Consider the following 26,131-nt stretch of genomic DNA (forward strand, 5'->3'; position numbering starts at 1 on the left):
GGACATGAACTCCCCCGATATTTCCGCTGGAGATCTGCTTGCTCTGGTCCGCAACTACAACCCGAAGACAAATGCGGACAGGATCGCTGAGGCTTATGCATTCGGCGAGCAGATGCATGAAGGGCAATACCGCCACTCGGGCGAGCCCTATTTCACGCATCCGGTTGCCGTCGCAGCCATTCTGACCGAACAGCGCCTGGATGATGCGACGATCATCACTGCGCTGCTGCATGACACCATCGAAGACACTAAGGCCTCCTATGAGGAAGTCACCCGCCGATTCGGAGATGAGGTGGCGATGCTGGTCGATGGCGTCACTAAGCTGACCAACCTGCAACTCAGCAGCCGGGAGACCAAGCAGGCGGAAAACTTCCGCAAGCTGTTCATGGCGATGTCCAAGGATCTGCGGGTGATCCTGGTCAAGCTTGCCGACCGGCTGCACAACATGCGCACAATCAAGGCGATGCGCCCGGAAAAGCAGGCCCAGAAAGCGCGCGAGACGATGGATATCTATGCGCCGCTTGCGGGCCGCATGGGGATGCAGTGGATGCGCGAGGAACTGGAGGATCTGGCGTTCCGCGTGCTGAACGCTGAAGGCCGCCAGTCGATCATCCGCCGTTTTGTGACCCTGCAGCGAGAAACCGGTGATGTGATCCACCGGATCACGGGCGACATGCGGCTGGAGCTTGAAAAAACCGGGATCGAGGCCGAAGTCTTTGGCCGCGCCAAGAAACCCTATTCGATCTGGCGTAAGATGCAGGCCAAGGACCAGGGGTTTTCCCGGCTGTCGGATATCTACGGATTCCGGGTGATCACCATGTCCGAAGAAGATGCCTACCGGGCGCTGGGCGCCATACATCAGCGCTGGCGGGCGGTGCCGGGCCGGTTCAAGGATTACATCAGTCAGCCGAAATCCAATGGCTACCGCTCAATCCACACCACGGTGTCGGGCCGGGACGGTAAGCGGGTGGAGGTGCAGATCCGCACCCGCCAGATGCATGACGTGGCCGAAACCGGGGTTGCGGCGCATTGGTCCTACCGCGACGGTGTTCGGACGGAGAACCCCTTTGCGGTGGATCCGGCCAAGTGGATCGCATCGTTGACCGAGCAGTTCGACGCCGAGGATGATCACGACGAATTCCTCGAAGCGGTGAAGCTCGAGATGTATTCGGACCAGGTGTTCTGCTTCACCCCCAAGGGTGATGTGATCAAGCTGCCCAAAGGGGCGACGCCGATCGATTTTGCCTATGCCATCCACACCCGCATCGGCCATGCCTGCGTCGGCGCCAAGGTGGACGGTATCCGGGTGCCCCTGTGGACCAGGCTCAGGAACGGCCAGTCCGTGGATGTGATCACCGCCGAGGGCCAGACCCCGCAGGTGAGCTGGCTGGAGATCGCCACCACCGGCAAGGCCCGCACTGCGATCCGCCGCGCCCTGCGCGAAGCGGACCGGGCGCGGTTTGTGAAGCTGGGCCATGAACTGGCACGCTCGGCGTTTGAGCATGTCGGCAAGAAGGCCACCGACAAAGCGCTGGAAACCGCAGCGCGCGCCTTGCGGGCAGGCGGGGTGAATGAGCTGCTGGCGCGATTGGGTGCGGCGGAGATCACTGCGCATGACGTGGTGCAATCGGTGTATCCGGAACTGACCACCACTGGCGATGGCGACGAAATCTCTCCGCGCCGGGCGGTGGTCGGTCTGGAGCCGGGGCAAAGCTTTGAGCGCGCGCCCTGTTGCCAGCCGCTGCCGGGAGAGCGCATTATCGGCATCACCTACCGCGGCCGCGGGGTGGTGGTGCATTCCGCGGATTGCGACAAGCTGGGTGAGTTTGAAGATCAGCCGGAGCGCTGGATGGATGTGCAATGGCACAGCGGCACCCATCCGGCGGCCTATGGCACCACGCTTGAACTGACCATTGGCAATGACGCCGGTGTGCTGGGACGCATTTGTACATTGATTGGCGAGAAAAAGGCCAATATCTCGGACCTGGAATTTGTCGACAGGAAACCAGACTTTTACCGGCTTATGATCAATGTGGAGCTGCGGGATGTGGAGCAGCTGCACTCGCTGATGCTGACGCTTGAAGCAGAAAGCGATGTTGCCGCGGTGGCGCGGTTCCGGAACAAGCCGGAAGAGCGCCATTTTCCGGGATAAGCCGCTGAAATTTTGAGCCGGGAACTGGGAAGGACGCACAGCTTTGGTATTCAGGCGCCGGGACAGACGTCCGCCCCTCCGGGCGCTGGCGGATTTTCTCTGGCCGCGCGGCGGCTGGGGAAGGGCGTTCCTGTATGTGAAGCACCGGGTGCGGCGCCTGCCTGATTCGCCCGAACGCATTGCCCGCGGCATCTGGGCCGGTGTGTTCACCACCTTCACCCCCTTTTACGGGCTGCATTTCCTTGTGGCGGCGGTCATTTCCCGGCTGATGAACGGCAACATCCTAGCCTCGCTCAGCGCTACCTTCTTTGGCAACCCGCTGACCTATGTGCCGATCGGAGTGGCCTCGTTGCAGACCGGGCATTGGATCCTGGGCACCGAGTTCGACGAGGAAGTCGATAAGTCCCTGGTTGGCAAATTCATGGCAGCCGGCGGCGACCTGAAAGACAACCTGTTTGCGTTGTTCAAGGATCAGCCTGCCGATTGGCAGGGCCTGCACCTGTTCTATAACGAGGTGTTCTATCCCTATATGATCGGCGGCATTATTCCGGGCCTCGTTACGGCCACGGTCTGCTATATATTGAGCTTGCCGGTGATCCGGGTCTACCAGCAGCGCCGCCGAGCCAAGATCAAAGCCAAGTTCGAAGCAATCAAACAGCGGGCAGAAGTCGGGATCGACCCCTGAACTATGCTGCCGGATTGTACCATTATCACCTGCAGGGTTGCTCTTGCCAGGCTGGTGTCTAGTCTTTGGTTAAAGCATTGACTTCAGACGGATGAGACAGATCTCATGACACAGAACAAATTGCGCCTGGGCGTGAACATCGACCATGTTGCCACCGTGCGCAACGCCCGCGGCGGTGCCTATCCGGACCCGGTCCGCGCCGCAAAGCTGGCCGAGGAAGCAGGCGCCGCTGGGATTACCGCACATCTGCGCGAAGACCGCCGCCATATCACCGATGCCGATATCGACAGGCTGATGGAAGCACTGAACGTGCCGCTGAATTTCGAGATGGCGGCAACAGAGGAGATGCAAAGGATCGCCCTGCGCCACAAGCCGCACGCTGTTTGCATCGTGCCGGAAAAACGCGAGGAACGCACCACTGAGGGCGGGTTGGAAGTCGCCCGTGAAGAAAACCGCCTGGCCCATTACATCGCACCCTTGCGCGATGCGGGCTGCAGAGTGTCGATATTCATTGCAGCTGATAAAAAGCAGATTGAAGCTGCGCACCGAATTGGCGCCGAGGTGATCGAACTGCACACGGGCGCCTATTGCGACTACCACGCCGAGGGCAAGGCCAAGGACCGCGACCGCGAACTGGAAGCACTGCGCGAAATGTCCGCATTTGCCCATTCGCTGGGGCTGGAAGTGCATGCAGGCCATGGCCTCACCTATGAAACAGTCAAGCCGGTAGCGGCCTTTCCAGAGGTGAAGGAGCTGAACATCGGCCACTTCCTGATCGGCGAGGCGGTCTTCCGCGGCTTGACCCCGGCAGTGCAGGAAATGCGCCGGATGATGGACGAAGCGCGGGAGGTATAAGGCCATGCAAGTCAATTTGATCCGCTATGGGCTGCTGTGGATGGCGGCCTCGGTCGGTATGATGCTATTGGGACTGGTGCTGGCACAGTTCGGGGCCGGCATGCCGGCCGGGCTGGCAACGGTCCTGCCGCCGATGTTTGCCGCAGTTCTAGAAGGAATGCGCATCGCGCAGGCAACCCGGGCACCGCTGGCCGGCAAAACGGCCTGGGTCTGTGCTGCGGCGATGACAGGGGTTGTCGCGCTGCTGACCATTGCCCAGCTGCCGCTATACTGGAACAATCCGGTGATCGCAGAGGCGCGGGCAACCATTCCTGTCCTGTATCTCGCAGGCCTTTTCGTGTTGCTGCTGGCGGTCATCCTGATGGTCAACCGCCTGTTTCTTGCGCATGGCATCAAACTGGGGCTGAAGCGGCTGGAAGAATGATCCTGGGCGTTGGAACCGATCTGGCCAATATCGAGCGTATCCAGCGCACGCTGGACCGTTTCGGCGATAGGTTCCGCAACCGGGTTTTCACCGTAACCGAACAGCGCAAGGCCGAACGCCGCCGCGATGTCGCGGGCACCTATGCCAAGCGCTGGGCCGCCAAGGAAGCCTGTTCCAAGGCACTGGGCACAGGCCTGCGCATGGGTATCGCCTGGAAGGACATGGCGGTGACCAATTTGCGTACCGGTCAGCCAGTGATGCATGTGACCGGCTGGGCCGCCGAACGCCTGCGCGAGATGACGCCTCCTGCCCATGAGGCTGTGATCCACGTGACACTGACTGATGATCACCCCTGGGCTCAGGCTTTTGTGGTGATCGAGGCGCTTCCCATCGCAGCGAACCCGGCGGAATTGCCCGCCGGAACTTGACTTGGCCCTTTCAGGCCCGCATGTAGCCCCGGACCCTGTTTTCAATCCGGAGAGCCTGATGACGGCCAAAGCAAAGACCAGCAGTTCGATCATCGAGACGATAAAGACCATCGTCTATGCGCTGCTGATCGCCGGTGTCTTCCGCACCCTGTTTTTCCAGCCCTTCTGGATCCCCTCCGGATCGATGAAGGAGACCCTGCTGATCGGGGATTTCCTGTTCGTGAATAAGATGGCCTACGGCTACTCCTACGCCTCCTGCCCCAGCGTGCGCATTCCGGCGGTTGGTCTGAACATCGACGCCAAAAACATCTGCGGCTTCCTGGACGGCGACAACACCCGCCTGATGGGCAGCCAGCCTGAGCGCGGCGACGTGGTGGTGTTCCGCCATCCGGTCAACAGCAATGACTTCATCAAACGGCTGATTGGTTTGCCGGGCGACAAGATCCAGATGAAAAACGGTGTGCTGTTCATCAACGGCGAACCGGTCAAACTGCAAGACGCCGGCCAATTCGAGGAAGTGATGGAGCGCCAGGGACCGCAGGGTTCCTTCCCGCGCTGTGAAAACGCGCCGGTAGGCCAGGGGGCTGTCTGCAACAAGTCGCGCAAACTGGAAACCCTGTCGGGCGGCAATGAACATATCGTGCTTAACATTACCAATCAGGGCATGGATCACACCGGTGTCTATCAGGTGCCGGAAGGCCACTACTTCTTTATGGGCGATAACCGGGACAACTCCTCGGACAGCCGCTTGCCGCAGTCTGCCGGCGGGGTTGGTTTTGTGCCGTTTGAAAATCTGATCGGCCGGGCCGACCGGATCATGTTCTCCTCTGCAGGGCGGTCCATGCTGTATTTCTGGACATGGCGGAGCGACCGTTTCTTCAAGGGGATCCAGTGAAGCTGTCCAAGGAATTGCGCGCGTTTGAAGACCGGATCGGGCATCATTTTGCCCGCCCTGACCTGTTGCAGCGCGCTGTGACACATGCGTCTGTGTCCTCGCCCAACCGCAAGGACAACCAGCGGCTGGAATTTCTGGGTGACCGGGTGTTGGGGCTGGTGATGGCAACTGCACTGCTGGAGCACGACAAGACCGCCACCGAGGGCCAGCTGGCGCCGCGCTTCAATGCGCTGGTGCGCAAGGAGGCCTGCGCTGATGTCGCCGCAGAAATCGACTTGGGCGCCGTTCTGAAACTGGGCCGGTCGGAAATGATGTCCGGCGGACGCCGCAAGCAGGCCCTTCTGGGCGACGCCATGGAAGCGGTGATTGCCGCAGTCTACAAGGACGCAGGCTTTGAGGCCGCGGCGGAAATGATTCTGCGCTTGTGGGGGCGCCGTATCCATCAGGTCGAAAGCGACGCACGCGACGCCAAGACCTCGCTGCAGGAATGGGCGCAGGCGCGAGGCCAGAAACCGCCGGCCTACATTGAAGTGTCCCGCAGCGGCCCGGATCACGCGCCGGTTTTCACTATTGCAGCACGGTTGCAGGACGGAACCGAGGCACAGGCGACCGCAGGTTCCAAGCGGCAGGCCGAACAGGCCGCCGCAAAGGCACTGCTGGAACAGCTCGGTTGAGCCATCAGGTCACGCGGATGTAACCCGCGAGGCCGGTTTTCTGATGCTCGATCACATGGCAGTGAAAGGCCCAGTCGCCCGGATTGTCCGCAACCAGCGCGATCTCGGCCACCTCATCCTTCAACAATAGCATGGTGTCCGTCACCAGCGGCGGCAGCGTGCGCAGGTTTGAGCGGATCGGGATAAAGGCCAGCCCATGCAAATGGATCGGATGCAGGTTCGGCGATTCATTCCTCAGCCGCAGCACATAGCTTTTGCCGCGCTCTAGCGTCGCCAGCGGCCCGGTGCCCTTGGCCGCATCTCCGGCCCAGGGCGTGCGGTTGATCGACCAGAAACTGTAGCCGAGAGAACCGCAATACCCATCATTCGGCGGCCCGCCCTCAGGCGTCCAGCCAAAGACGAAATCAAGCACCTCGGCGTTTGTTGGATCTGGCCGTGAAATGGGATTGGCAGGCAGCGGTTTCAACTCGGCCATGTTCCGTGCCAGGTTTGTGCCAACCGACCGCAACTTCGCCATGGTGCGGGTGGGCTGGCCCGGCAGCTCTGCCAGCAGATCCGCCGTCTGCCCCTCGCTTGCAGGCATGCGCAGCGCGAAATCCACCCGCTGGCCAGGGCCGACCAGCAGCGGCTCCGTGGCAGAGGGCAGGGGAACGTCAATTTCCACCGGATGCCCGTCCCAAGCGATGATCCGTGCCTGGGCTGTACTAAGATGCAGCTTGTAGATCCGCGTGGTATCCGTGTTCACTATGCGCAACCGCACCAGCCCGCCCGCGGGGTGATCGTAAACCGGCGCCCGCAGCCAGTTCGCGGTCAGCACATTGCCGTGGGTTCCGCCGCGGGCCGCGCCGCGGGCGGAGTAGTAGGACAGGAAGGCGCCATTCCCATCCAGCCGGAAGTCGCGCAGGTTGATCACCTGGTCACCGTCGAAACCGGGATCCTCTGCTTCCCTGATTACCATCACCCCGGTCAGCCCATGCGCCATCTGCGCCATGGTCATGCAGTGCGGGTGATACCAGTAGGTGCCGGCATCCGGCGGAGTGAATTCATACTCAAACGACTCGCCGCCGGCGATCGGCATTTGGGTCAGATAGGGCACCCCGTCCATTGCGTTGGCGATCCGCAGTCCGTGCCAGTGCATCGCGGTGTAATCTTCGGTGCCGTTGGCCACTCGCAGGCGCATGGGGTTGCCCTGGGTGCCATAAATTACCGGCGGCGGCGCATCCGGCGACAGGCTCACCAACCCGTCTGTTGGTTTTTCGCGAAAGGCAAAGCGGGCGGTCTGGATGGTCAGCTGCTGTTCGGTGCTGCGGGCTGCCCCCCAGGAAGCGGCGCCCATCACTCCTGCCGTCGCAGCAGTTCCAAGCAGAAAGTCACGGCGTTTCATTGGAAGCCTCCCTAAGGCAAAATGTCATGAAAAGCCTGGCTCGCGGAATGGCTTGGCGCTGCGGTTGTCACATTGGATCTGCCACAGGTCTTTGACATAGGGCAAGGTTGTGGGAAGATGCCGGTGGCCCGTTGAAAACGCCTCTGGCCCCTATGGGTGAAATCCTGTAGTTGGTCTGCTCTGCAAACAGGACCAGTACAGATGACCACACGCGCCGGATTCGTTGCCCTGATCGGAGAGCCCAACGCGGGCAAATCTACCTTGTTGAACCGCATGGTCGGGGCGAAGGTCTCGATCGTGACCCATAAGGTGCAGACCACCCGAACGCGGATCCGCGGCGTGGCGATGGAGGGCGACGCGCAATTGGTGTTCGTCGACACCCCGGGCCTGTTCAAACCGCGCCGCCGCTTGGACCGGGCCATGGTTGCTGCCGCCTGGGGCGGCGCAGCGGATGCAGATGTCGTCGTGCTGATGGTCGAGGCCCACCGCGGCATCACCGAAGGCGTCGAAACCATCCTCGAAGGGCTTGAGGAAATCGGCACCGGCCGCAAAGTGGCGCTGGCCATCAACAAAATCGACAAGGTGCCGGCCGAAAAACTGCTGGGCCTCGCCGAGGATCTGAACAGCCGCTACGGTTTTGCCGAAACCTTTATGATCTCTGCTGAACGCGGCCATGGTGTCGACGACTTGCGTCAGTGGCTGGCGGGCAAATTGCCGGAAAGCCCCTGGCTCTACCCCGAGGATCAGATAGCCGACCTGCCGATGCGGATGATTGCGGCAGAAATGACCCGCGAAAAACTGACGCTGCGCCTGCATCAGGAACTGCCCTACCAGCTGACGGTGGAAACCGAGAATTGGGAAGAACGCAAGGACGGCTCAGCCCGGGTGGACCAATTGATCTACGTGGTGCGCGACGGGCATAAGGGCATTGTGCTGGGCAAGCGGGGCGAGACGATCAAAGCGGTCAGCCAAGCGGCCCGCGCTGAGCTGGAGGAATTCCTGGACCGCAAGGTGCATCTGTTCCTGCAAGTGAAGGTGCGCCCGAATTGGCTGGAAGAATCCGAGCGCTATTCCGAAATGGGCCTCGACTTCAAAGACGGCAATTGAAGCTGCCCATGCGCTTCACTTTTGTGAAAATACTCCCGCCGGAGGCGTCCGTTCGTTCAACCGGCGGCACCGCCGGAAAACGCGCAGCATGACCCGCCTTACTGCTGAATTCTGGGTGCAGGCCTATCTGGCCCGGCTGCGGCTGATGGAGATCCCTGCCTTTGTAACGTCGCACGGTGACGACACGGCGGGTGCGGTGCTGGTGAAACTCAACACCCTGAACGGCCAGGCACGCGCCTTCCACCGCACCTATGACCTGATGAGCGGCGCGCGCAAATGGGATGAACTTTCAGCCGGGCCGGAGGCTGAGGTCGACACCTCTATCCTGCGCCAGCGTTCGTTTGATCCCGACCTCTGGGTTATTGAGGTCGAAGACCGGGCTGGACGCCATCTGCTGGACGAGCCTGGGTTGGAATAGTCTTGACGCTTGCGGAACGCACCGCAATGCGGTCTGCTGAGGCTGCCGGAACAACAGAGAGGGCCGCCAGTGGAGTGGCGTGATCACGGCATATTGCTTTCAGTGCGCCGCCACGGTGAAAACTCGGCCATCATCGATGTCTTTACCGAAGAGCATGGCCGTCACACGGGCATGGTGCGCGGCGGTGCCAGCCGCAAGCTGGCCCCGATCCTGCAGCCTGGTGCGCAGCTGGACCTGAGCTGGAGAGCGCGGCTGGAGGACCATCTGGGCAGCTATCACGCTGAGCCATTACGCAGCCGTGCCGCAGCTGCGATGTCCGGAAGGCTGGCACTAGCCGGCCTTAATGCGGTGACAGCGCTGCTGTCCTTCTGTCTGCCAGAGCGTGAGCCGCACCCTGATCTCTATACCCGCAGTGAACGGCTGCTGGATCTCTTGGGTAATGAAGAACTCTGGCCGCTTGCCTATCTGCGCTGGGAGTTGGCGCTGCTGGAGGAGATGGGTTTTGGCCTCGATCTGTCAGCTTGCGCCGTGACCGGCAGTGACAGAGCCCTGAGTTATGTCTCGCCGAAATCAGGCCGGGCTGTTTCACGTGAAGGCGCCGGTGATTGGGCGGACCGGCTGCTGCCTTTGCCGCCGGTGATGCTGGGACAGGGCAGCGCGGAGGATGCGGAAATTGTGCAGGCGCTGCGCACCACAGGCTATTTTCTGGACGCGCATCTGGCGCCATCTTTGGGCAATCTGCCAATTCCAGAGGCGCGGAGGCGGCTGACGGATCTGCTCATCCGCCGGCTGTGAACAGCATCTCGCGCCCCTGGCCGTTGCTGAGGATCAGCACATCTCCGGAAACCTCGGCCAGAGTCATTGTCTGAAGGGACTGCAGAAATTCGGTTTCAAGTGCCAGTTCGGGGCAAGCCGCGCGTGTAACGGTAAACGCCTCAGCGCTGAACCAGGGGTAAGGCGCGGTCTGAGCACCCTGGAAACTGTTACAGGGCGTATGCCCGGTGATTTTACCAGGTTCAGGGAAGGCTAGCCTGGCAATTGCAGGAAAGGCCGCATTGTCGATGCTGGAGAGACGCCAGGTTTTATCTGCCGCCCCATAGGCCGATAAAGTCTCGTCTCCGGTGCAGGCACTGGCAAGCACCAGTAAGCAGATCAAAATAGAACGCAGCATCAGGTTTCCGCATAGCAGTGATATTTCGCACTCTGGAAAATGAGCGCAGAGAACGCAAGGAAGGCCCGGAATTGGAAAAGTGACGGCTCCCGTCCGCCGCAGCGGCATTGTGAATGCCTTGCGCCCGTTGGGCATGGCACCGCGCAATGCGCGGCGCGGACGGGCCCGGGCGGGAATGCGCTGTTGCGCCGTGCGCAGCATGGCGCCCGGCCCAACGCAGGAGATGGATTCTACGATTGCGTCTGAAGCGGCGGGACGGGCCGCCTAATTTGACTGAATGATTTCGGCCAACTTGCGGCCGATCTCGTTGCTGGCCTTTACCGACGGGTGGATCATATCCAGTGCGTGATAAGACCGGTCGCCAAAGGGCACCATGTCTTTGTTCGACAGGAAGAAAATGCCCTCATCCAGTGCAGCCAGGCGTTCGATGCGGGTTTCCAGCTCGTTGCCCTCATCGCGGCAATGCTCGATCATCGATCCCACGCCGGGGCTGCGCAGATAACCGACGTAAATCACCTTGGCACCGGTTGCGCGCAGTTCTGACAGCATGCCCGGGATCGCACCTTTGCGTCCGTCAGGGGAAACCAGTTTGTTAAGCTTGCGATCACAGGCAAAACAGCCGCAGCCGAGCCACAGATCATTGCCGCCGCCATTCACGATCACCCAGTCCCATTTGCCAGGCTTGTACTGTTTGCGGATCTGCATTCCTGCCGCGCCGGAAATCGGCAGCTTGTAAATGATCCGCGCGGCCGAGACGGAGCGGTCAACGACTGGTTCCTGCAGCTCGCGGGCAACGGTGTCGGAAATGGATTTGCCTGCCAGGCTGTGCCAGGCCAGCAGGGAATCCCCCATCGCCAGAATGCGGGGGAACTGATCCGCCGGCACAGCACCGGAGCAGGCGGAAAACAGAAACAGCACGGGAAGCAGAAAGCAGCGGAAGAGTGTCATGGTTTCTTGTTAACCAAAACTGGTGAAAGATCGAATAACCCGGATTGGAAACAGTCTTATTCCTCGCATTGGTTGCAGCGTGAACGCATCCTGGGCAGATCCCGGCTGCAAGAAGCCCGGCGCGAACGCCGAGCCTGAGCAGGATTTCTCCCGAGCGAAACAGCTTTCGGCCGGTCAGCCCAACAGGCGGCGGGCGATAACCTGGGCTTGGATTTCTGCGGCGCCTTCAAAGATATTGAGGATCCTTGCATCACACAAAACGCGGGAGATTTTGTATTCCATCGCAAAGCCGTTGCCGCCGTGGATCTGCAGCCCGTTGTCGGCGGCGGCCCAAGCGACACGGGCGCCCAGCAGTTTGGCCATGCCGGCCTCCAGGTCGCAGCGGTGGCCGTGGTCCTTTTCCCAGGCCGAGAAATACGTCAGCTGGCGGGCGATCATGATTTCCACCGCCATCATCGCCAGCTTGCCGGAGACGCGGGGGAAGTTGATCAGGGACTTGCCGAACTGTTTGCGGTCCTGCGCGTACTGCATGGCAATATCCAGCGCCGACTGGGCGACGCCAATGGCGCGGGCCGCGGTCTGGATGCGGGCAGATTCAAATGTCTCCATCAATTGTTTGAAGCCTTTGTTTTCCTCGCCGCCCAGCAGGTTCCCGCCCTTCACATGGAAGTTGTCGAAACCCAGCTCGTATTCCTTCATGCCGCGGTAGCCCAGCACTTCGATCTCGCCGCCGGTCATGCCTTCAGTGGGGAATGGCGCCTCGTCGGTGCCGGGCGTTTTTTCCGCCAGGAACATCGACAGTCCGCGGTGGTCGGTGGTGCTCGGGTCGGTGCGCGCCAGCAGGGTCATCACATGAGTGCGGGCGGCGTGGGTAATCCAGGTCTTGTTGCCGGTGATCTTGTAGTCGCCGTTCTCGTCCTTCACCGCGCGGGTGCGCAGGGAGCCGAGGTCGGAGCCGGTGTTCGGTTCGGTGAACACAGCGGTGGGCAGGATTTCAGCACTGGACAGCTTGGGCAGCCAATTGGTTTTCTGCTCCTCGGTGCCGCCGCAAAGGATCAGCTCCGCTGCAATTTCCGAACGGGTGCCAAGCGAGCCAACGCCGATATAGCCGCGCGACAGCTCCTCGGAGACCACGACCATCGAGGCCTTGGAGAGGCCGAAACCGCCGTATTCCTCGGGGATGGTGAGGCCGAACACACCCATTTCCGCCAGCTCTTCGATCACGCTGAGCGGGATCAGCTCATCCTTCAGGTGCCAGTCATGGGCGTGCGGCTCGACCTTCTCCACCGCATAGCGGCGGAACTGGTCGCGGATCATCTCCAGCTCTTCCTCCAGACCGGAGGCACCGAACATGGTGGAGCCAGCCTGTTCTTCCATCAGCTTGACCAGGCGGGTGCGTGCGGCCTGGCTGTTGCCCTGCTCGCATAGCGTCATCACCGCCGGCACCATTTGCGCACGCTGGGCATCCTGAGAAAGGCCCAGATCCTGCAGGCGGATGATCTCGCCCTGGTTCATCTGGATGCCGCCATAGACCTGCCACAGGTATTCGCCAAAGCCGATCTGATGGATCAGCTGCTCCATCTCGCCGAACTTGGCCTCACTCTGCAGCTTCTCGGCCCATTTCTGCATCTGGCGCAACGAGTAGACATAGGTCGCCAGCCACGACAGGCCATGTGCGGCAACCTGGTTTTCCTCGATCAGACGGCCCGAGACGCGGCCGTCGCTGCTCACCATCTCCTTGACCGAGGCGCGGGCGGCCTCAAGCAGCTGGTTCAGCGGTTCCAGTGCGGCGCCGGTCAGCGCCAGCAGGTCGGGAATGAGTGTCGGTTTCATCTGCAAGTCCTGTCCGTCATGAGCCATGAATCAGATCCTTCTTCGGTCGCCCGGTGGTAAATCATTTTGCAGGTGCAGCGCAACAAAAATACTCAAAGGTGTTGCGTTTGGATCAAATCTTGCGTGTTGATTTTGCCAATGCAGCACGCTGCGGATATGGTACAGCGGAGGTATGACGGCATTGATTTCCCTTCTTTCCCCAGCAGAGCTGGCGGCCGCCTGCGGTATCGCGCTGCTGGCGGGCACAGTCAAAGGCCTGGTTGGTTTTGCCATGCCGATGATTTTCATTTCCGGTCTCAGCATGTTTCTGGCGCCGGATCTGGCGCTGGCCGGGCTTATTTTGCCGACGCTGGTGACAAACGGTATGCAGGCGCTGCGCCAGGGGCCTGCGGCTGCCATAGCCTCGATTCGCAAATTCCGGGTGTTCCTGCTTATCGGCCTTGTCTGCCTGCTGCTGAGCGCCCAGTCTGTGCGGTTGCTGCCGCAGCAGGCGCTGCTGCTGGTCATTGGCCTGCCGGTCACGGTCTTTGCTTGCATCCAGTTGATGGGCAAGGTTTTCACCCTGGCAAACCCCACACGCCGCAGCGAGGCGGTGGTGGGCGGCATTGCAGGGCTGATCGGCGGTGTTTCCGGGGTCTGGGGCCCGCCGACGGTGGCCTATCTCACCGCCTTGAATACCGAGAAGGCGGAACAGATCCGGGTGCAGGGCGTGATCTACGGCCTCGGCGCAGTGGCGCTTCTGGTGGCGCATATCGGATCGGGTGTGATCCGTGCTGAAACTGCGCCTTTCTCGCTGGCGCTGATCGTGCCGGGGGTGGTTGGCATGTGGATCGGCGGTCAGCTGCATGACCGGATCGACCAAGCGCTCTTCCGCCGCGCAACACTTGTGGTTTTGCTGATCGCCGGGCTGAACCTGCTGCGCCGCGGCCTGCTGATGTGAACAGGGGCCGGAGGACAGGATCATGCATCAACGGCTGAGTGCCGAGCAGATGGCAACAGGCTCGATCCTGGTCGCGCTGGCAGTCATGGGGCTGAAGGCGGCGGCCTGGATGATGACCGGGTCGGTCGCGCTGCTTTCGGATGCGCTGGAGTCGCTGGTGAATATCGGGGGTGCTGTGATGGCGTGGTTTGCCGTGCGCTACGCCCAGCGGCCGCCTGATGCGGGCCACCCTTATGGTCATCATAAGGCTGAGTATTTCTCTGCTGTGGCTGAAGGCATTATGATTGTTATCGCCGCTTTGGTTATCATTCATGAAGCCGTGAATGCTCTGGGCCGCCCGGCCGCAGCCGACTGGAGCACCGCGGGTTTGGTGGTCAATGCGCTGGCTATGGGCGCGAACCTGGCTTGGGCGCGGATGTTGTTGCGGGGCGGAAGGCGGCTGCATTCACCGGCGCTGTCTGCCGGGGGCCGCCACTTGATGAGCGACGTCTGGACGTCGGCTGGGGTGTTGCTGGGCCTGGTGCTGGCACTGGCCAGCGGCTGGGCAGTGCTCGACCCGCTGCTGGCGCTGCTGGTTGCGGTCAACATCTTGCGCGAAGGCTGGCAGGTGATTTCCGGATCAGTGAATGGGCTGATGGACACCGCCGCCCCTGAAGGGGAGCGTGCGAAGATTGAGGAAATCATCCACAGTTCGGCCGCCGGAGCGTTGCAGGTGCATGGCCTCAAGACCCGCCGCGCAGGCCGGGCGCTGTTTGTGGAATGCCACATGGTTGTCGAAGGCGGCATGACTGTTCAGGAAGCGCACGATATCTGCGACCGCGTGGAAGCCGCATTGCACCAGGGGTTTCCAGACGCGCAGCCGGTGATTCACGTGGAGCCGGAGCACAAGCTGGAGCCCGCCGGGATCAAGCCGCGCTGAAGCGATTGCATTTCCGCCCGGCCTCCCGTTTAACCGCGTTCAAACAGGCAAAGGAGCAGGCAAATGGCGATGGAGTGGAACAGGCTGCTGAACCCGGGGCGGCTGTGCCGGTCGGACTACCCCGAAGCACCGGGACGCGAGGCCTATTTGCAGGACTATGACCGCATCCTGTTCTCCGAACCCTTTCGCCGTTTGGCCCAGAAGACCCAGGTGCATCCGCTTTACAGCCACGACCATGTGCATCACCGGATGATTCACAGCATGGAGACCTGCAGCGTCGGGCGGTCACTCGGTACCAGTGTCGGCCATGCCTTGCTGAAGGATAGGCGGATCTCTGCGGATCAAGTTCTGCGCATTGCGGGCCATGTGCAGGCCGCCTGCCTGCTGCATGACATTGGCAATCCGCCATTCGGGCACTCCGGCGAGGACAGCATCGGCGGCTGGTTTGCAGCGCAATTCAGATCCGGAAACGGGCTGGCGGCCCGGATCCCGGCAGACCAGCAGGCCGAGTTCGCATATTTCGAAGGCAACGCACAGGGCCTGCGGATTGCAGGGCGGCTGGAAATGGCGCGGCGCGAGGGTGGCATGCGGCTTAGCTATGCAACGCTGGGCGCCTTCCTGAAGTACCCCTGCACCCGGCTGGTGCGCGATGCCGTCTGCGGCGACGGCCCGGCGCCTTATTCAGGCCTCAAGAAATTCGGCGTCTTTGCCTCTGACGCCGCATTGCTGGATGAGATCTGCGATGCCACGGGCATGCTGCAAGAAGGCGCGGGCTGGTACCGCCGCCATCCGCTCGCGTTCCTGGTCGAGGCGGCGGACGACATCTGCTACCGGATCATGGATATCGAGGACGCAGGCGCGGTCGGTGACCTGGACCGCTCCGACGTGGCAGCAGTGCTGGAGGACATCACCGGCAAGCGCAACCGTGAGGAAGACGCGGCCATGCCGCTGAATGACAGGGTTGCCTTGCTGCGTGCCTTGTCAATCGGTGCTGCTACCAGCGCGGCGGTTCAGGCGTTCATGGACAATTATGACGCCATCATGAGCGGTGAGTTCGACGGCGATCTGATCGGAGCTTCAGCCAAGGCTGACGCGTTCGCTGAACTTCAGCGATTGTCGGTGGAGCGCATTTTTGCCGCGCGCCGCAAGACCGAGCTGGAAGTCGCAGGTCGCCAGGTGCTGCACCGCCTTCTCGACCACTTTCACGGGCTTTATGCCGATCTCGCTTCTTGTGAATGGGATCAGAGTCAGCTGGGCAAAAAGCACCCGCACTGGAAGCAGCTGATCCGCGCCGTGGATCTGGATTTGCGCGGCGTGGAAGACCCGTACACGGCGATGCATTCGCTTGCCGACTTTGTCTCCGGTATGACCGACCGTTACGCGGTCAAAGTTCGGGGCATGGTCACAGGCTCGCTTCAGGTCTGATCCGTTGCCCGTGCGCGCATGAGCTTGTCGCGGGCTGAGCTGTCTCGGCCCGCCATCTGATCCGTAATCCGGTTCGCCCAAGCGTTGTTCTCGTCCGCAAGCGCCTTGATCTCACGCGCCAGAAACGCAAAGCCCTGGCCAGCCTTTCCGGCCCGGGCAGCCTCGATGCCCGCATTGATGGCCAGGATCGAAAGTTTCTGAACTGACCGTAGAATATTCTCTGCCAGCTTGAGGATTTCGGCATTGTCTGCTTCGGTCTTCTGCAAAGTCTCTTCGAGTTCCCTGCGCAGGTTGACCTCAGCCGAGGCATCCACGACCAACCCCTCAAGGTAAACCATTTCGCCATTGTCATCATAAACCGCATTGCCGCGCTCGCGTACCCAGGCGGCTGAGCCGTCCGGCCGGCTCAGCCGGTAGGCGACGTCCCAGTTCTGCCGCGCTTCTATTGCGGCATCCACATCGGCAAAGACACGGTCGATGTCCTCTGTGTGAGTCAAGCTGACATAGGACACCTTTGCATTTCCTAGAATGTCCGATTTGGGGCAGCCGCAGAGCTTTTCAATCTGCCCGGCCATGAACTTCATCGTGAAATTCTCGTCATTGGCACAGCGGTACACAAAGGCGCTGCCGGAACTGAAAATGCTGTTGAAAACCGTTAAAGCCTCTTTGTCCATTCTGATCTCTCCCCGGAGCGTGGCGCAAAAATCGGTGAAACAGCCGCAAAGCTGCGTTTGCGGAAGGATTGCGCTGGAAGAGTTAAAGAAGAGTTTACTGGAAAAATAATTTCCTGGAATGAAAAAACAGCGCAAGGCCGGGGTTTTCGTTATTCGGAAGAGTCTGAAAGGGATCAGCCAAGGCTCTTTGGAAACTCCTCCTCGGCAGCCCCGTTGACCTCGCTCCTGAGCTGCCACGACAATGATCTGGCGAAAGATCCGGGAGATTGAACTGCCCCTTCAGGATGGGATCGCTTTCATCAGCCCGCAACACCGGTCAGAGCGATCATTCTCTTCATGTTGCAGGCAAGAACGTTCAATGCCATCTCTGTTCGGACGCATTTGAACCGCCGCGTCAGGAAGTGCGCCATTCCCATCCAGGCCTTGATTGTGCCAAAGGAATATTCGACGGTGCTGCGGCGTGGCTTCATTGGATCATGCGCACCGCCGAGGCGAGGCAGCATCTGATCAATCAGAGGCGCGTGTTCCCAACGGGAGATCATGCGTTCCTCGCCGGTTGTGCCGCGGCGCTTGATTGGGCAGTGCCCGCACCGCCCGGTCCAGTAGCGCCGGATGGGCCGCCCGTTTTCCTCTCGCGTATAACGATAGCTCCGCACCTGACTGGCGGGGCAGTGATAGACATCTTTGGACGCGCCGCAGGCGAAACCCGCCTTTACGAACATGCCCTTCGAGCGGTTGCCAGAAGCTTCAGGACGCGGAACGGCCGTGGTGTTTCCAACCGTGTGGCAGGCTAGTATCCCGGCGCTGCTGAAGCACCCCTTGTCTGCGGCGGCGTGCAGATCCTTTCGCCCAAGCGCTGTCTTCGCCGCCTTGGTCATGGGAGCCGGCTGATCGCGGCCGAACCCCTGGCTGGTTGCCTCGTGCGCCACAATCAGACGGGTGCCGGTTTCCACTGCGCTTTGGATGCTGCAGCCTGCATGGCCGCTGCCGCGCGCTGATCGCCATGGCGCGCGCGTCCGGGCCGGTCAGGGAAATTTGCCCATCGGGTGTCTCCGCCAGAGCCTCCCCCATTGCCTTCAGGCATTCGATCTCCTGGAGGAGCCGCCCACGGCGTTTGCCAGGATGGGCGAGCCTCTCCGCCCTGGCGTCTCCGGCGTCTTGCCGGTCAATGCGAACCATCTCGCCGATGCAGCGTTCGGCATCAGCCTCGAGATGGGCCAATCGGCTTGCAATCTTGCGCTTGATAATGTTCCGGCCCCGGTTGCTGACGTCTTGAACCTGCTCCCGCCGATGGCGGCGCAGGCACCTTTCAGGGCGCCGGCACGGCGGCACAGTTCCACGAAACGAGCGCAGCTCCGGCGGATTGCAGAACCGTCCTCAGGGGAAACGATCCCCGGGATCGCTTCCTTGTCCTTCGAACTCGCGGCGGAAGCCGGCGATGGCCTTGCGGTCATCCAGAAGGCACCCGGTCAGCCACATCACTTCGACATTGCGCCCGGCCTCCCGCTCAAGGCGGCGGCTGGAGGGGATGCAGTTCAGACAGCCGTAGATGAATAGCTTGAGCAGCGCAGCCGGATGAGACCCCGGCCGCCGGGTTCGTGCTGGAGGGGGCGGCTGAAACCCGGCGCGGCCAAATCGAGGTCCTTGATAAAGAGACCGGCCGCACGGACCGGATGATCCTTGCGGATCCAGTCTTCAAGTCGTTCCGGAAACAGTGTTGTCTGATCCCGGTTCACGCCCTCGATAAAGCCTGCCATGATTGCCTCCCGCGCCCGTCTGGAAATTACCGCACCAGGCAGGGAGTTTCCGCACAGCCATCAGCCGATGGCTGCAGCCTTCACGTCCTCGTCGATGAACGGCAGATACTGCTCAAAGTTGTCGGAGAACATCTGCACCAGCTTGGCCGCCTGCGCGTCATATGCCCCTTTGTCGTCCCAGGTGCGGCGCGGGTCCAGCAGCATTTCAGGAACGCCCGGCACGTCGACCGGCACGTCGAAGCCAAAGTTGGCATCCTTGCGGAATTCGACATTGGCCAGCGAGCCGTCCAGGGCTGCGGTCAGCAGGGCGCGGGTTGCCTTGATCGGCATCCGGCTGCCGGTGCCATAAGCGCCGCCGGTCCAGCCGGTGTTCACCAGCCAGCAGGTCGCGCCGTGCTGGGCGATCTTTTCGCGCAGCAGGTTGCCGTAAACCTCAGGGCGGCGCGGCATGAAGGGGGCGCCGAAACAGGTCGAGAATGTCGGTTCCGGTTCGGTCACGCCGCGCTCGGTCCCCGCTACCTTGGAGGTGAAGCCTGACAGGAAGTGGTACATTGCCTGCGCCGGGGTCAGCCGCGAGATCGGAGGCAGAACGCCGAACGCATCACAGGTCAGCATGATGATGTTTTTCGGGTGGCCGCCGCGGGCGCTGTCCGATGCATTCGAGATGTAATGCAGCGGGTAAGCACAGCGCATGTTGGCGGTGAGGCTGTCGTCGTTGAAATCCAGCTCCTTGGTCTCCGGATCAAACACCATGTTCTCGATCACGGTGCCGAACTTGGAGGTGGTGGCATAGATTTCCGGCTCTGCCTCGGCATTCAGGTTGATGGTCTTGGCATAGCAGCCGCCTTCAAAGTTGAAGGTGCCGTTGTCGGCCCAGCCATGTTCGTCATCGCCGATCAGGACGCGGTCCGGGTCGGCGGACAGGGTGGTCTTGCCGGTGCCCGACAGGCCGAAGAACACGGCGGTGTCGACCGGGTTGCCCTTGGCGTGATTGGCCGAGCAGTGCATCGGCATGATGCCTTTCTCCGGCAGCAGGTAGTTCAGCAGGGTAAAGACGGATTTCTTGTTTTCGCCAGCATATTCGGTGCCGCCGATCAGGATCATCTTGCGGTCGAAATTCATCGCAATGACGGTCTCGGAACGGCAATCATGCTTTTTGGGGTCGGCCTGGAAACTGGGGCAGTTGATGACCGTGAAATCTGCGATGAAGTCATCCAGGTCTTCGCGGTCCGGACGGCGCAGCATGGTGCGGATGAACAGGTTGTGCCACGCCAGTTCGGTCACCATGCGGACATTGATCGCATGGGCCGGGTCAGCACCGCCGACCAGATCCTGGACGTAATAGTCCTTGCCTTTCATGTGCTCCAGCATGTCGGTGTAAAGCGCGTCAAAGCCTTCCGGGCTCATCGCTGCATTGTTGTCCCACCAGATGGTGTCGCGCACGCTGTCCGACTTGACGACATGTTTATCTTTGGGCGAGCGGCCGGTGAATTTGCCGGTGGTCACAAGGAAGGCGCCGCCATTGCCCAGCGTGCCTTCGCTGCGCTTCAGCGCAGCTTCGATCAGCGCTGGCTCCATGAAGTTGTAGAAGACATTGCCCAGACCCTCGATGCCCTGATCCTCGAGGCGGAATTGCGGGTTAACCCGTCCAGATGTCATACGTTTTTTCTCCTGTGGCGGCGCGGCGGCACGCAGGCTGCGGGCTGCGCCAATGGGGCAATAGAACACGGCATCGCTGCCGGTGGCGGGGTCTTAACACGGCGTTTCGGGCGGTGAACAGGCCGGTTCCCCCGAGTTAGCGCCACCAAGGCGACGTTTAGCGCAACCATCAGTTTAAGCCTGCGCCGGTGCCTGCTTGTTCAGCAGACGCTAAGGTATTTTTGCCCCAATTGAGACCAAAGATCGCCCTGATTCTTCAAATGGGATTGATTCGGGGCACCATAACGGCGATGAAAGTGCTAAAAAATAACACAGAACAGAGCAGATTAGGGGCAATTCCGATGTCAAAAATTGCATTGGTAGATGATGACAGGAACATCCTGACATCCGTTTCCATGACGCTTGAGGCCGAAGGCTTTGAGGTGGAAACCTACAACGACGGCCAGGCGGCGCTGGACGCATTCAACAAGAAGCTGCCGGACATGGCCGTGCTGGATATCAAAATGCCGCGGATGGACGGCATGGATCTGTTGCAGCGGCTGCGCCAGAAATCCCAGATGCCGGTGATCTTCCTCACCTCCAAAGATGATGAGATCGACGAGGTGCTTGGCCTGCGCATGGGCGCTGACGACTATGTTAAGAAGCCGTTCTCGCAGCGCCTTCTGGTCGAACGGATCCGGGCGCTGTTGCGCCGCCAGGAGGCGATCAGCAGCGACGCTGCCGGAACCGCCTCGCCCGAGGCCAAGGTTATGGAGCGCGGCAACCTGCGGATGGACCCGCTGCGCCACGCGGTCAGCTGGAAGGGCAGGGACGTATCGCTGACAGTGACGGAGTTCCTGCTGCTACAGGCGCTGGCCCAGCGGCCGGGTTTTGTAAAAAGCCGCGACCAGCTGATGGATGTGGCCTATGATGACCAAGTCTATGTGGATGACCGGACCATCGACAGCCATATAAAGCGTTTGCGCAAGAAAATGCGCACAGCGGACTCGGATTTTGCGGCAATCGAAACCCTTTATGGAATCGGTTACCGTTATAATGAAGAATAAGCGGCACGTTTAAGCGGGGCTGTTTCCCCCGGGGCCGAAGGAGTGGGCGCGCATGCGCGATACCAGCATTACGCAACGCCAGCAGGACGGCGATGTTGTTCTAGGGGAAGACTGGGTCACCCCTGAGCAATCCGTTACGCAGGAGATGCAGGTCAAGCGCGCGCGCCGGGGGCTTCTGTCGCTCAAGGGCTCGCCGCTGACCCGGAAGATCATCACTTTCAACCTGATCGCACTGATCATTCTGGTCACCGGGATCCTGTACCTGAATTCCTCGCGTCAAAGCCTGGTGCAGCAGCGCGCGGGCGCTCTGGTATCCGAAACCATGCTGGCGGCGGATGTCTTTGAGGCAGAAATGCCGGCCGCAGGCGCAGTCAGCTTCGCTGCAGGCGACGGTATCCAGGTCGAGGACACGCTGGCGCGGCTCAGCCTGCGCGGCGGCGTCGAAGCCTTTGTGTTCGATACCACCGGCAATCTGATTTCCAGCATCAAGGGCGTGGACCGCAGTGATGCCCTGAACGTGTTGAATGACAGTGGCCGAAGCCGCACGCTGATCAGCGATGCACTGTCGGCCATTTGGGGCATAGCTGATGGCGGCGAGGCGGCTGCTGCTGGTTCCGCCGCGTTGGGACCGTCCTTAGAGAAACGGCTGGGCGGTTTGGTCGATCGGACGATGAACGGCGGCACCGGCATTGAAACTGTCGTAGACACCACTGGCAGCCGGGTGATCTCTGCGGCAACGCCTATCATGCATAATGACAGGGCAGTCGGTGTTATCGCGCTGACATCCCCGACGGGCGAAGTGGACGCTTTGGTGCGCGGCGAGCAGGAACGCGTGCTGCAGATGTTTGTCGTTGCCTTGCTGGTCTCGGTCGGGTTGAGCCTGGTGCTGGCCTCGACCATCGCCAACCCGCTTGCCGATCTCGCTGAGGCTGCCGAACTTGGCCGCGAGCGCGGCAGCCGCAAGTCAAACCCGGGGCGGATCCGGATTCCGGATCTGTCTGCCCGGCCGGACGAAATCGGACGGCTGAGCCGCGCACTGCGCGGCATGGTCAAGGCGCTTTATTCCCGGATCGACAGCAACGAACAGTTTGCAGCCGACGTGGCGCATGAAATCAAAAACCCCTTGGCCAGCCTGCAGTCGGCGGTCGGCACCTTGCGTATGGTTCACCGTGATGACCAGCGTGAGAAGCTGATGGAAGTGATTGAACACGATGTCCGCCGCCTGGACCGGCTGGTCAGCGACATCTCCAACGCGTCGCGGCTGGATGCCGAGCTGGTCAAGGAGGAAGAAGAAGACTTCGATCTGCTGGCCATGCTGGGCAACCTCAACCAGTACTTGGGGGAAGACGCCCGCGCCAAGGGGATCGACTACATCACCGACCTGCCGGCCCAGCCCATTCAGTTGCAGGGCCTTGAGGCACGATTGGCGCAGGTTTTTGTCAATCTGATCACCAATGCGATCTCGTTCTGCGAGGAGGGCGACGCCATACGCGTATGGGCTCGGCGCCGTGCAAACCGGGTGCTGATTGTGGTCGAAGATACTGGTCCAGGCATTCCGGATCAGGCCTTGTCGAAGATTTTCAAACGCTTCTATTCGCAGCGCCCGGTGGAGCATTTCGGTAACAATTCAGGACTCGGTCTGGCAATTTCGAAGCAGATTGTCGAGGCGCACGGCGGCGTGGTTTGGGCTGAAAACATCCGCCCGACAGAAGCCGACGTCACCTCTGAACCTTTGGGTGCGCGGTTTGTAGTTGGTCTGCCGGTATAATAACCATGTCTGATACCGAAAGCCTCATCCTGCATGCCTCCTGTGTCGCGTTGGAGGGACGGGGGCTTTTGATCACTGGCACTTCCGGGCAAGGCAAGTCCGCGCTGGCACTGCAACTGCTGGCTTTTGGCGCGCAACTGGTGGCGGACGACCGGGTGTTGCTGCAACTCTTGGACGGGCAGGTTGTGGCCAGCGCGCCAGAGCCGATCCGCGGACTGATCGAGGCGCGGTTCATGGGCCTGCTGCATGCGCAGATCCGCAGCCCTGTACCGGTTGCTGCACTGGTGGACTTGGATGAGGCTGAAATCGAACGCCTGCCGGTGCGGCACAGCACGCAGTTGCTGGGGCAGGAGGTGCTTCGGGTCAAGCGCGTGAACGGTGCGCATTTCGCTCCGGCGCTGATGCAGTATCTCAGATGCGGAGCTTTGGACCCCGATGCCTGAGGCGGAGAAAAAGGCGGTTCCGGCGGTGCTGGTCACCGGTCCCTCAGGGGCGGGCCGGACCACAGCGATCAACGTGCTTGAAGATCTTGGCTTTGAGGCGATCGACAACCTGCCGCTGCGGCTGCTGCCGGGGCTCATTGATGCCGCCGCGGCTCCGCGGCCGATGGCCTTGGGGCTGGACAGCCGAAACCGGGATTTCTCGCCGCGGGCGCTGCTGGATGTGATCGATATGCTGTCCGGCCGCCGCGAGGTGGAGCTGACGGTGCTGTACCTTGATTCGCAAGCTGACGTGCTGCTGCGGCGCTATTCCGAGACGCGCCGCCGCCATCCGCTGGCACCCGCGGAATCTCCGGGCGAAGGAGTGCGCCGCGAGCTGGATCTGATGGCACCGATCCGCGACCGGGCTGATATCCTGCTGGAAACTTCGGATATGAATGTGCACCAGTTGAAGGCAGAGATCGAACGCTGGTTTGCCCCTGAAGGCCGCACGCTGGCACTGTCGGTGCAAAGCTTCTCTTACAAACGCGGCATGCCGCACGGCATTGACATGGTGTTTGATTGCCGCTTCCTGGCCAATCCTTATTGGCAGCCCGAATTGCGTCAATGTAACGGCATTGACCAGGCTGTGCAGGACTATGTGCGGGCCGACGGCAGGTTCACCCCTTTCTTCACCCGGGTGCTGGATCTCACCCGTCTGCTGTTGCCGGCTTACCAGGAAGAGGGGAAATCGCATTTTTCCATCGCCTTCGGCTGCACCGGCGGGCAGCACAGATCAGTAACGATGGCGGAAACCCTGGCCAAGGCCCTTGCGGAAGACGGCCTGCAAGTGTCAATTAGACACCGCGAGCTGCAAGGCCAGCAAAAGAAGTGAGAGGCCGGGTTGATCGGGATTGTGATCGTAGCGCATGGCGAGCTGGCAAGGGAATACCTTGCCGCTGTGGAACACGTTGTGGGCCCGCAGCCCTGCCTGATGGCCATCGGCATCGGACCCGAGGACGACAGGGATCGCAAGCAGGATGAGATCTGCTCGGCTGCGAATGAAGTGGACACTGGCGACGGGGTCGTTGTGGTCACCGACCTGTTCGGCGGCTCGCCTTCCAACCTCAGCCTGAAGGCATGCGCCCCGGCGGATCGCCGTATTCTTTACGGGGCCAATTTGCCGATGCTGATCAAACTGGCGAAATCCCGCCACCTGCCTGTGGCCGATGCGGTCCGGCAGGCCATGGAGGCCGGGCGCAAGTACATAAACGCTCAAAACGTAAACCCTGATGGGGAGCAGGCACATTAAATGGCTGTGAAGACGCTGAAAATCATCAATGAAAAGGGGTTGCACGCCCGCGCCTCGGCCAAGCTGGTAGAAGTGGTCGAAGGGTTCGATGCCACGGCAGAGGTGATCAGGGACGGCTTGTCTGCTTCCGGCGACAGTATTATGGGTCTTTTGATGTTGGCAGCCTCGAAAGGAACGACTATTGACGTCGAGACTTCGGGGCCCGATGCTGATGCGCTGGCGCATGCGCTGGAGGCCCTGGTGGCCGGCAAGTTCGGCGAGGGCTACTAGGCCCGCACCGGCAGCGGAACGGGAAAAACACTTTGGCGGATACCGCACACGACAGGAATACCGGCGTTGCGCCGGAAACCGCTGGTCAGACAGGCGAGGTCTATGACCGCCGCACGCTGACCTATGCCAATTCCTTTGACGACCGCTGGACCTCTCTGGCGATCAAGACCATCGAATGGCTCACCGGAAAACTGACCATCCTGCGTATGGTCAGCAAGTTCGAAAAACAGAATGCGGAATACCGCGGCCAGAAGTTCTGGCGCGGCGCCCTCAATATTATGGGCATTGATCTGCAGACGCCGGAAGAGCAGATCAACAACATCCCCAAGGACGGACCTGTGGTGATCGTTGCCAACCATCCCCACGGGATGGTTGATGGCATGATCTTTGCCGACCTCATCGGCCGCCGCCGCCTGGATTACCGCATCCTGACCCGCTCGGTGCTGACAGGGCTGGACGAAGCGGCAACTTCCTTCATGATCCCGGTGCCGTTCCCGCATGATCCCGAAGCGCAGCGCAAAATGGTCGACATGCGGGCCAAGACCATGGCCTTCCTCAAGGACGGCGGCGCGGTGGCGTTGTTCCCGTCCGGCGTGGTGATGTCTTCCGACAGCTGGTTCGGCCCTGCGGTTGAGCGTGAATGGAACGTCTTTACCGCACAGCTGATCCGCCGCTCTGGCGCCCGGGTGGTGCCGATATACTTCCCCGGCCACAATTCCCGATGGTATCAGATCGCCTGCCGGATCTCACCGATCCTGCGTCAGGGTCTGCTTCTGCGCGAGATTGTCCGCTCCTGCAACAAGCCGCAGGCGCCAGTTGTGGGCAAACCGCTGACGGACGCGCAGATGGAACAGCTGCAAAGCGATCCGCGGGGTTTCATGGCCTGGCTGCGCGAACATACCCTGAGCCTCGGCAAACAAGGCTAAGCCTGCCTCATCACCGGGGCAGAATCAGAAAGGCGCCCCGCG

27 protein-coding genes and 1 pseudogene are annotated in these 26,131 nt (G+C 61.1%); 20 read left to right on the forward strand and 8 right to left on the reverse strand.

The window, feature by feature from the left end; genetic code table 11:
• The first annotated feature begins 4 nt into the window (after window positions 1-4).
• The 7 genes from AQUI_RS0109365 (at window position 5) to rnc (ending at window position 6,113) form a co-directional block, all read left to right on the forward strand.
• Window positions 5-2,152, forward strand: coding sequence for a RelA/SpoT family protein (locus AQUI_RS0109365; RefSeq protein ID WP_027257288.1), 2,148 nt, complete (start codon window positions 5-7; stop codon window positions 2,150-2,152).
• A 43-nt stretch (window positions 2,153-2,195) separates the two neighbouring features.
• Window positions 2,196-2,837, forward strand: coding sequence for a DUF2062 domain-containing protein (locus AQUI_RS0109370; RefSeq protein WP_027257289.1), 642 nt, complete (start codon window positions 2,196-2,198; stop codon window positions 2,835-2,837).
• 105 nt (window positions 2,838-2,942) lie between these two features.
• Window positions 2,943-3,692, forward strand: a complete 750-nt coding sequence (locus tag AQUI_RS0109375; protein WP_027257290.1) for a pyridoxine 5'-phosphate synthase — start codon at window positions 2,943-2,945, stop codon at window positions 3,690-3,692.
• Between the two features lie 4 nt (window positions 3,693-3,696).
• On the forward strand, window positions 3,697-4,116 hold the full coding sequence (locus AQUI_RS0109380; protein WP_027257291.1) for an ABZJ_00895 family protein: 420 nt from the start codon (window positions 3,697-3,699) through the stop codon (window positions 4,114-4,116).
• Window positions 4,113-4,544: a holo-ACP synthase gene (acpS, locus tag AQUI_RS0109385; protein WP_027257292.1), complete on the forward strand. Its 432-nt coding sequence runs from the start codon at window positions 4,113-4,115 to the stop codon at window positions 4,542-4,544. Before AQUI_RS0109380 ends, acpS begins: the two co-directional genes overlap by 4 nt.
• 58 nt (window positions 4,545-4,602) lie before the next feature.
• Window positions 4,603-5,439, forward strand: coding sequence for a signal peptidase I (lepB, locus tag AQUI_RS0109390; RefSeq protein WP_027257293.1), 837 nt, complete (start codon window positions 4,603-4,605; stop codon window positions 5,437-5,439).
• Window positions 5,436-6,113 carry a ribonuclease III gene (gene rnc, locus AQUI_RS0109395; protein ID WP_027257294.1) on the forward strand — a complete coding sequence of 226 codons (678 nt, stop codon included), beginning with the start codon at window positions 5,436-5,438 and terminating at the stop codon, window positions 6,111-6,113. The genes lepB and rnc overlap by 4 nt, the downstream gene beginning before the upstream one ends.
• 4 nt (window positions 6,114-6,117) lie before the next feature.
• Here rnc and AQUI_RS0109400 read toward each other — a convergent pair whose 3' ends face one another.
• Window positions 6,118-7,497, reverse strand: a complete 1,380-nt coding sequence (locus AQUI_RS0109400; RefSeq protein WP_027257295.1) for a multicopper oxidase family protein — start codon at window positions 7,495-7,497, stop codon at window positions 6,118-6,120.
• A gap of 201 nt (window positions 7,498-7,698) precedes the next feature.
• Here AQUI_RS0109400 and era point away from each other — a divergent pair, with 201 nt between their 5' ends.
• The 3 genes from era (at window position 7,699) to recO (ending at window position 9,817) form a co-directional block, all read left to right on the forward strand.
• Window positions 7,699-8,604 (forward strand): GTPase Era, encoded by a 906-nt coding sequence (gene era, locus AQUI_RS0109405; RefSeq protein WP_027257296.1) that lies wholly within the window; start codon window positions 7,699-7,701, stop codon window positions 8,602-8,604.
• Window positions 8,605-8,692: 88 nt separating this feature from the next.
• Window positions 8,693-9,022, forward strand: coding sequence for a DUF1491 family protein (locus tag AQUI_RS0109410; RefSeq protein ID WP_027257297.1), 330 nt, complete (start codon window positions 8,693-8,695; stop codon window positions 9,020-9,022).
• Window positions 9,023-9,091: 69 nt separating this feature from the next.
• Window positions 9,092-9,817, forward strand: coding sequence for a DNA repair protein RecO (gene recO / locus AQUI_RS0109415; RefSeq protein ID WP_027257298.1), 726 nt, complete (start codon window positions 9,092-9,094; stop codon window positions 9,815-9,817).
• On the opposite strand, the gene AQUI_RS0109420 is transcribed toward recO, so the two are convergent.
• The 4 genes from AQUI_RS0109420 to AQUI_RS31225 all read right to left on the reverse strand — a co-directional run bounded on the left by AQUI_RS0109420 (window position 9,801) and on the right by AQUI_RS31225 (window position 13,262).
• Window positions 9,801-10,394 (reverse strand): META domain-containing protein, encoded by a 594-nt coding sequence (locus AQUI_RS0109420; protein ID WP_342665583.1) that lies wholly within the window; start codon window positions 10,392-10,394, stop codon window positions 9,801-9,803. The genes recO and AQUI_RS0109420 overlap by 17 nt on opposite strands.
• A 63-nt stretch (window positions 10,395-10,457) precedes the next feature.
• Window positions 10,458-11,141 (reverse strand): SGNH/GDSL hydrolase family protein, encoded by a 684-nt coding sequence (locus AQUI_RS0109425; protein WP_027257300.1) that lies wholly within the window; start codon window positions 11,139-11,141, stop codon window positions 10,458-10,460.
• Between the two features lie 174 nt (window positions 11,142-11,315).
• Window positions 11,316-13,001 (reverse strand): acyl-CoA dehydrogenase family protein, encoded by a 1,686-nt coding sequence (locus AQUI_RS0109430; protein WP_027257301.1) that lies wholly within the window; start codon window positions 12,999-13,001, stop codon window positions 11,316-11,318.
• 3 nt (window positions 13,002-13,004) lie between these two features.
• Window positions 13,005-13,262, reverse strand: coding sequence for a hypothetical protein (locus tag AQUI_RS31225; RefSeq protein WP_169730764.1), 258 nt, complete (start codon window positions 13,260-13,262; stop codon window positions 13,005-13,007).
• On the opposite strand from AQUI_RS31225, the gene AQUI_RS0109435 reads away from it, so the two are divergent.
• From AQUI_RS0109435 to dgt, 3 genes are all read left to right on the forward strand, one after another.
• A complete protein-coding gene (locus tag AQUI_RS0109435) occupies window positions 13,147-13,914 on the forward strand; it encodes a sulfite exporter TauE/SafE family protein (protein ID WP_027257302.1) in 768 nt (255 codons plus the stop codon). The genes AQUI_RS31225 and AQUI_RS0109435 overlap by 116 nt on opposite strands.
• A gap of 22 nt (window positions 13,915-13,936) precedes the next feature.
• Entirely contained in the window at window positions 13,937-14,833 is an 897-nt protein-coding gene (locus tag AQUI_RS0109440; RefSeq protein WP_027257303.1) for a cation diffusion facilitator family transporter, read from the forward strand.
• Window positions 14,834-14,896: 63 nt separating this feature from the next.
• Window positions 14,897-16,258, forward strand: a complete 1,362-nt coding sequence (gene dgt, locus AQUI_RS0109445) for a dGTP triphosphohydrolase (protein WP_211236008.1) — start codon at window positions 14,897-14,899, stop codon at window positions 16,256-16,258.
• Here the strand turns inward: dgt and AQUI_RS32235 are convergent.
• From AQUI_RS32235 to AQUI_RS0109470, 3 genes and pseudogenes are all read right to left on the reverse strand, one after another.
• Window positions 16,249-16,932 carry a methyl-accepting chemotaxis protein gene (locus tag AQUI_RS32235; RefSeq protein WP_051371861.1) on the reverse strand — a complete coding sequence of 228 codons (684 nt, stop codon included), beginning with the start codon at window positions 16,930-16,932 and terminating at the stop codon, window positions 16,249-16,251. The two genes, dgt and AQUI_RS32235, sit on opposite strands and share 10 nt — an antisense overlap.
• Window positions 16,933-17,211: 279 nt before the next feature.
• Window positions 17,212-18,689: pseudogene (locus AQUI_RS29865) on the reverse strand (IS1182 family transposase).
• Window positions 18,690-18,749: 60 nt separating this feature from the next.
• A complete protein-coding gene (locus AQUI_RS0109470; RefSeq protein WP_027257306.1) occupies window positions 18,750-20,348 on the reverse strand; it encodes a phosphoenolpyruvate carboxykinase in 1,599 nt (532 codons plus the stop codon).
• A 341-nt stretch (window positions 20,349-20,689) separates the two neighbouring features.
• On the opposite strand from AQUI_RS0109470, the gene AQUI_RS0109475 reads away from it, so the two are divergent.
• From AQUI_RS0109475 to AQUI_RS0109505, 7 genes are read left to right on the forward strand one after another with little or no spacing between them, the layout of a single operon-like run.
• Window positions 20,690-21,394: a response regulator transcription factor gene (locus AQUI_RS0109475; protein WP_027257307.1), complete on the forward strand. Its 705-nt coding sequence runs from the start codon at window positions 20,690-20,692 to the stop codon at window positions 21,392-21,394.
• Between the two features lie 52 nt (window positions 21,395-21,446).
• Complete coding sequence (locus tag AQUI_RS0109480) at window positions 21,447-23,162, forward strand: sensor histidine kinase (protein WP_027257308.1); 1,716 nt, start codon at window positions 21,447-21,449, stop codon at window positions 23,160-23,162.
• Between the two features lie 5 nt (window positions 23,163-23,167).
• The gene (locus AQUI_RS0109485; RefSeq protein WP_027257309.1) at window positions 23,168-23,605 is read left to right on the forward strand and encodes an HPr kinase/phosphorylase; all 438 of its coding nucleotides are present in this window, start codon (window positions 23,168-23,170) and stop codon (window positions 23,603-23,605) included.
• Entirely contained in the window at window positions 23,598-24,476 is an 879-nt protein-coding gene (gene rapZ, locus AQUI_RS0109490; RefSeq protein ID WP_027257310.1) for an RNase adapter RapZ, read from the forward strand. The genes AQUI_RS0109485 and rapZ overlap by 8 nt, the downstream gene beginning before the upstream one ends.
• Window positions 24,477-24,485: 9 nt before the next feature.
• Complete coding sequence (locus tag AQUI_RS0109495) at window positions 24,486-24,893, forward strand: PTS sugar transporter subunit IIA (RefSeq protein ID WP_027257311.1); 408 nt, start codon at window positions 24,486-24,488, stop codon at window positions 24,891-24,893.
• Window positions 24,894-25,163, forward strand: a complete 270-nt coding sequence (locus tag AQUI_RS0109500) for an HPr family phosphocarrier protein (RefSeq protein ID WP_027257312.1) — start codon at window positions 24,894-24,896, stop codon at window positions 25,161-25,163.
• A gap of 32 nt (window positions 25,164-25,195) precedes the next feature.
• Window positions 25,196-26,089 carry a lysophospholipid acyltransferase family protein gene (locus AQUI_RS0109505; RefSeq protein WP_027257313.1) on the forward strand — a complete coding sequence of 298 codons (894 nt, stop codon included), beginning with the start codon at window positions 25,196-25,198 and terminating at the stop codon, window positions 26,087-26,089.
• Window positions 26,090-26,131: the final 42 nt, after the last annotated feature.

The sequence above is a fragment of the Leisingera aquimarina DSM 24565 genome, from assembly GCF_000473165.1.
GTDB classification, from domain to species: Bacteria; Pseudomonadota; Alphaproteobacteria; order Rhodobacterales; family Rhodobacteraceae; genus Leisingera; species Leisingera aquimarina.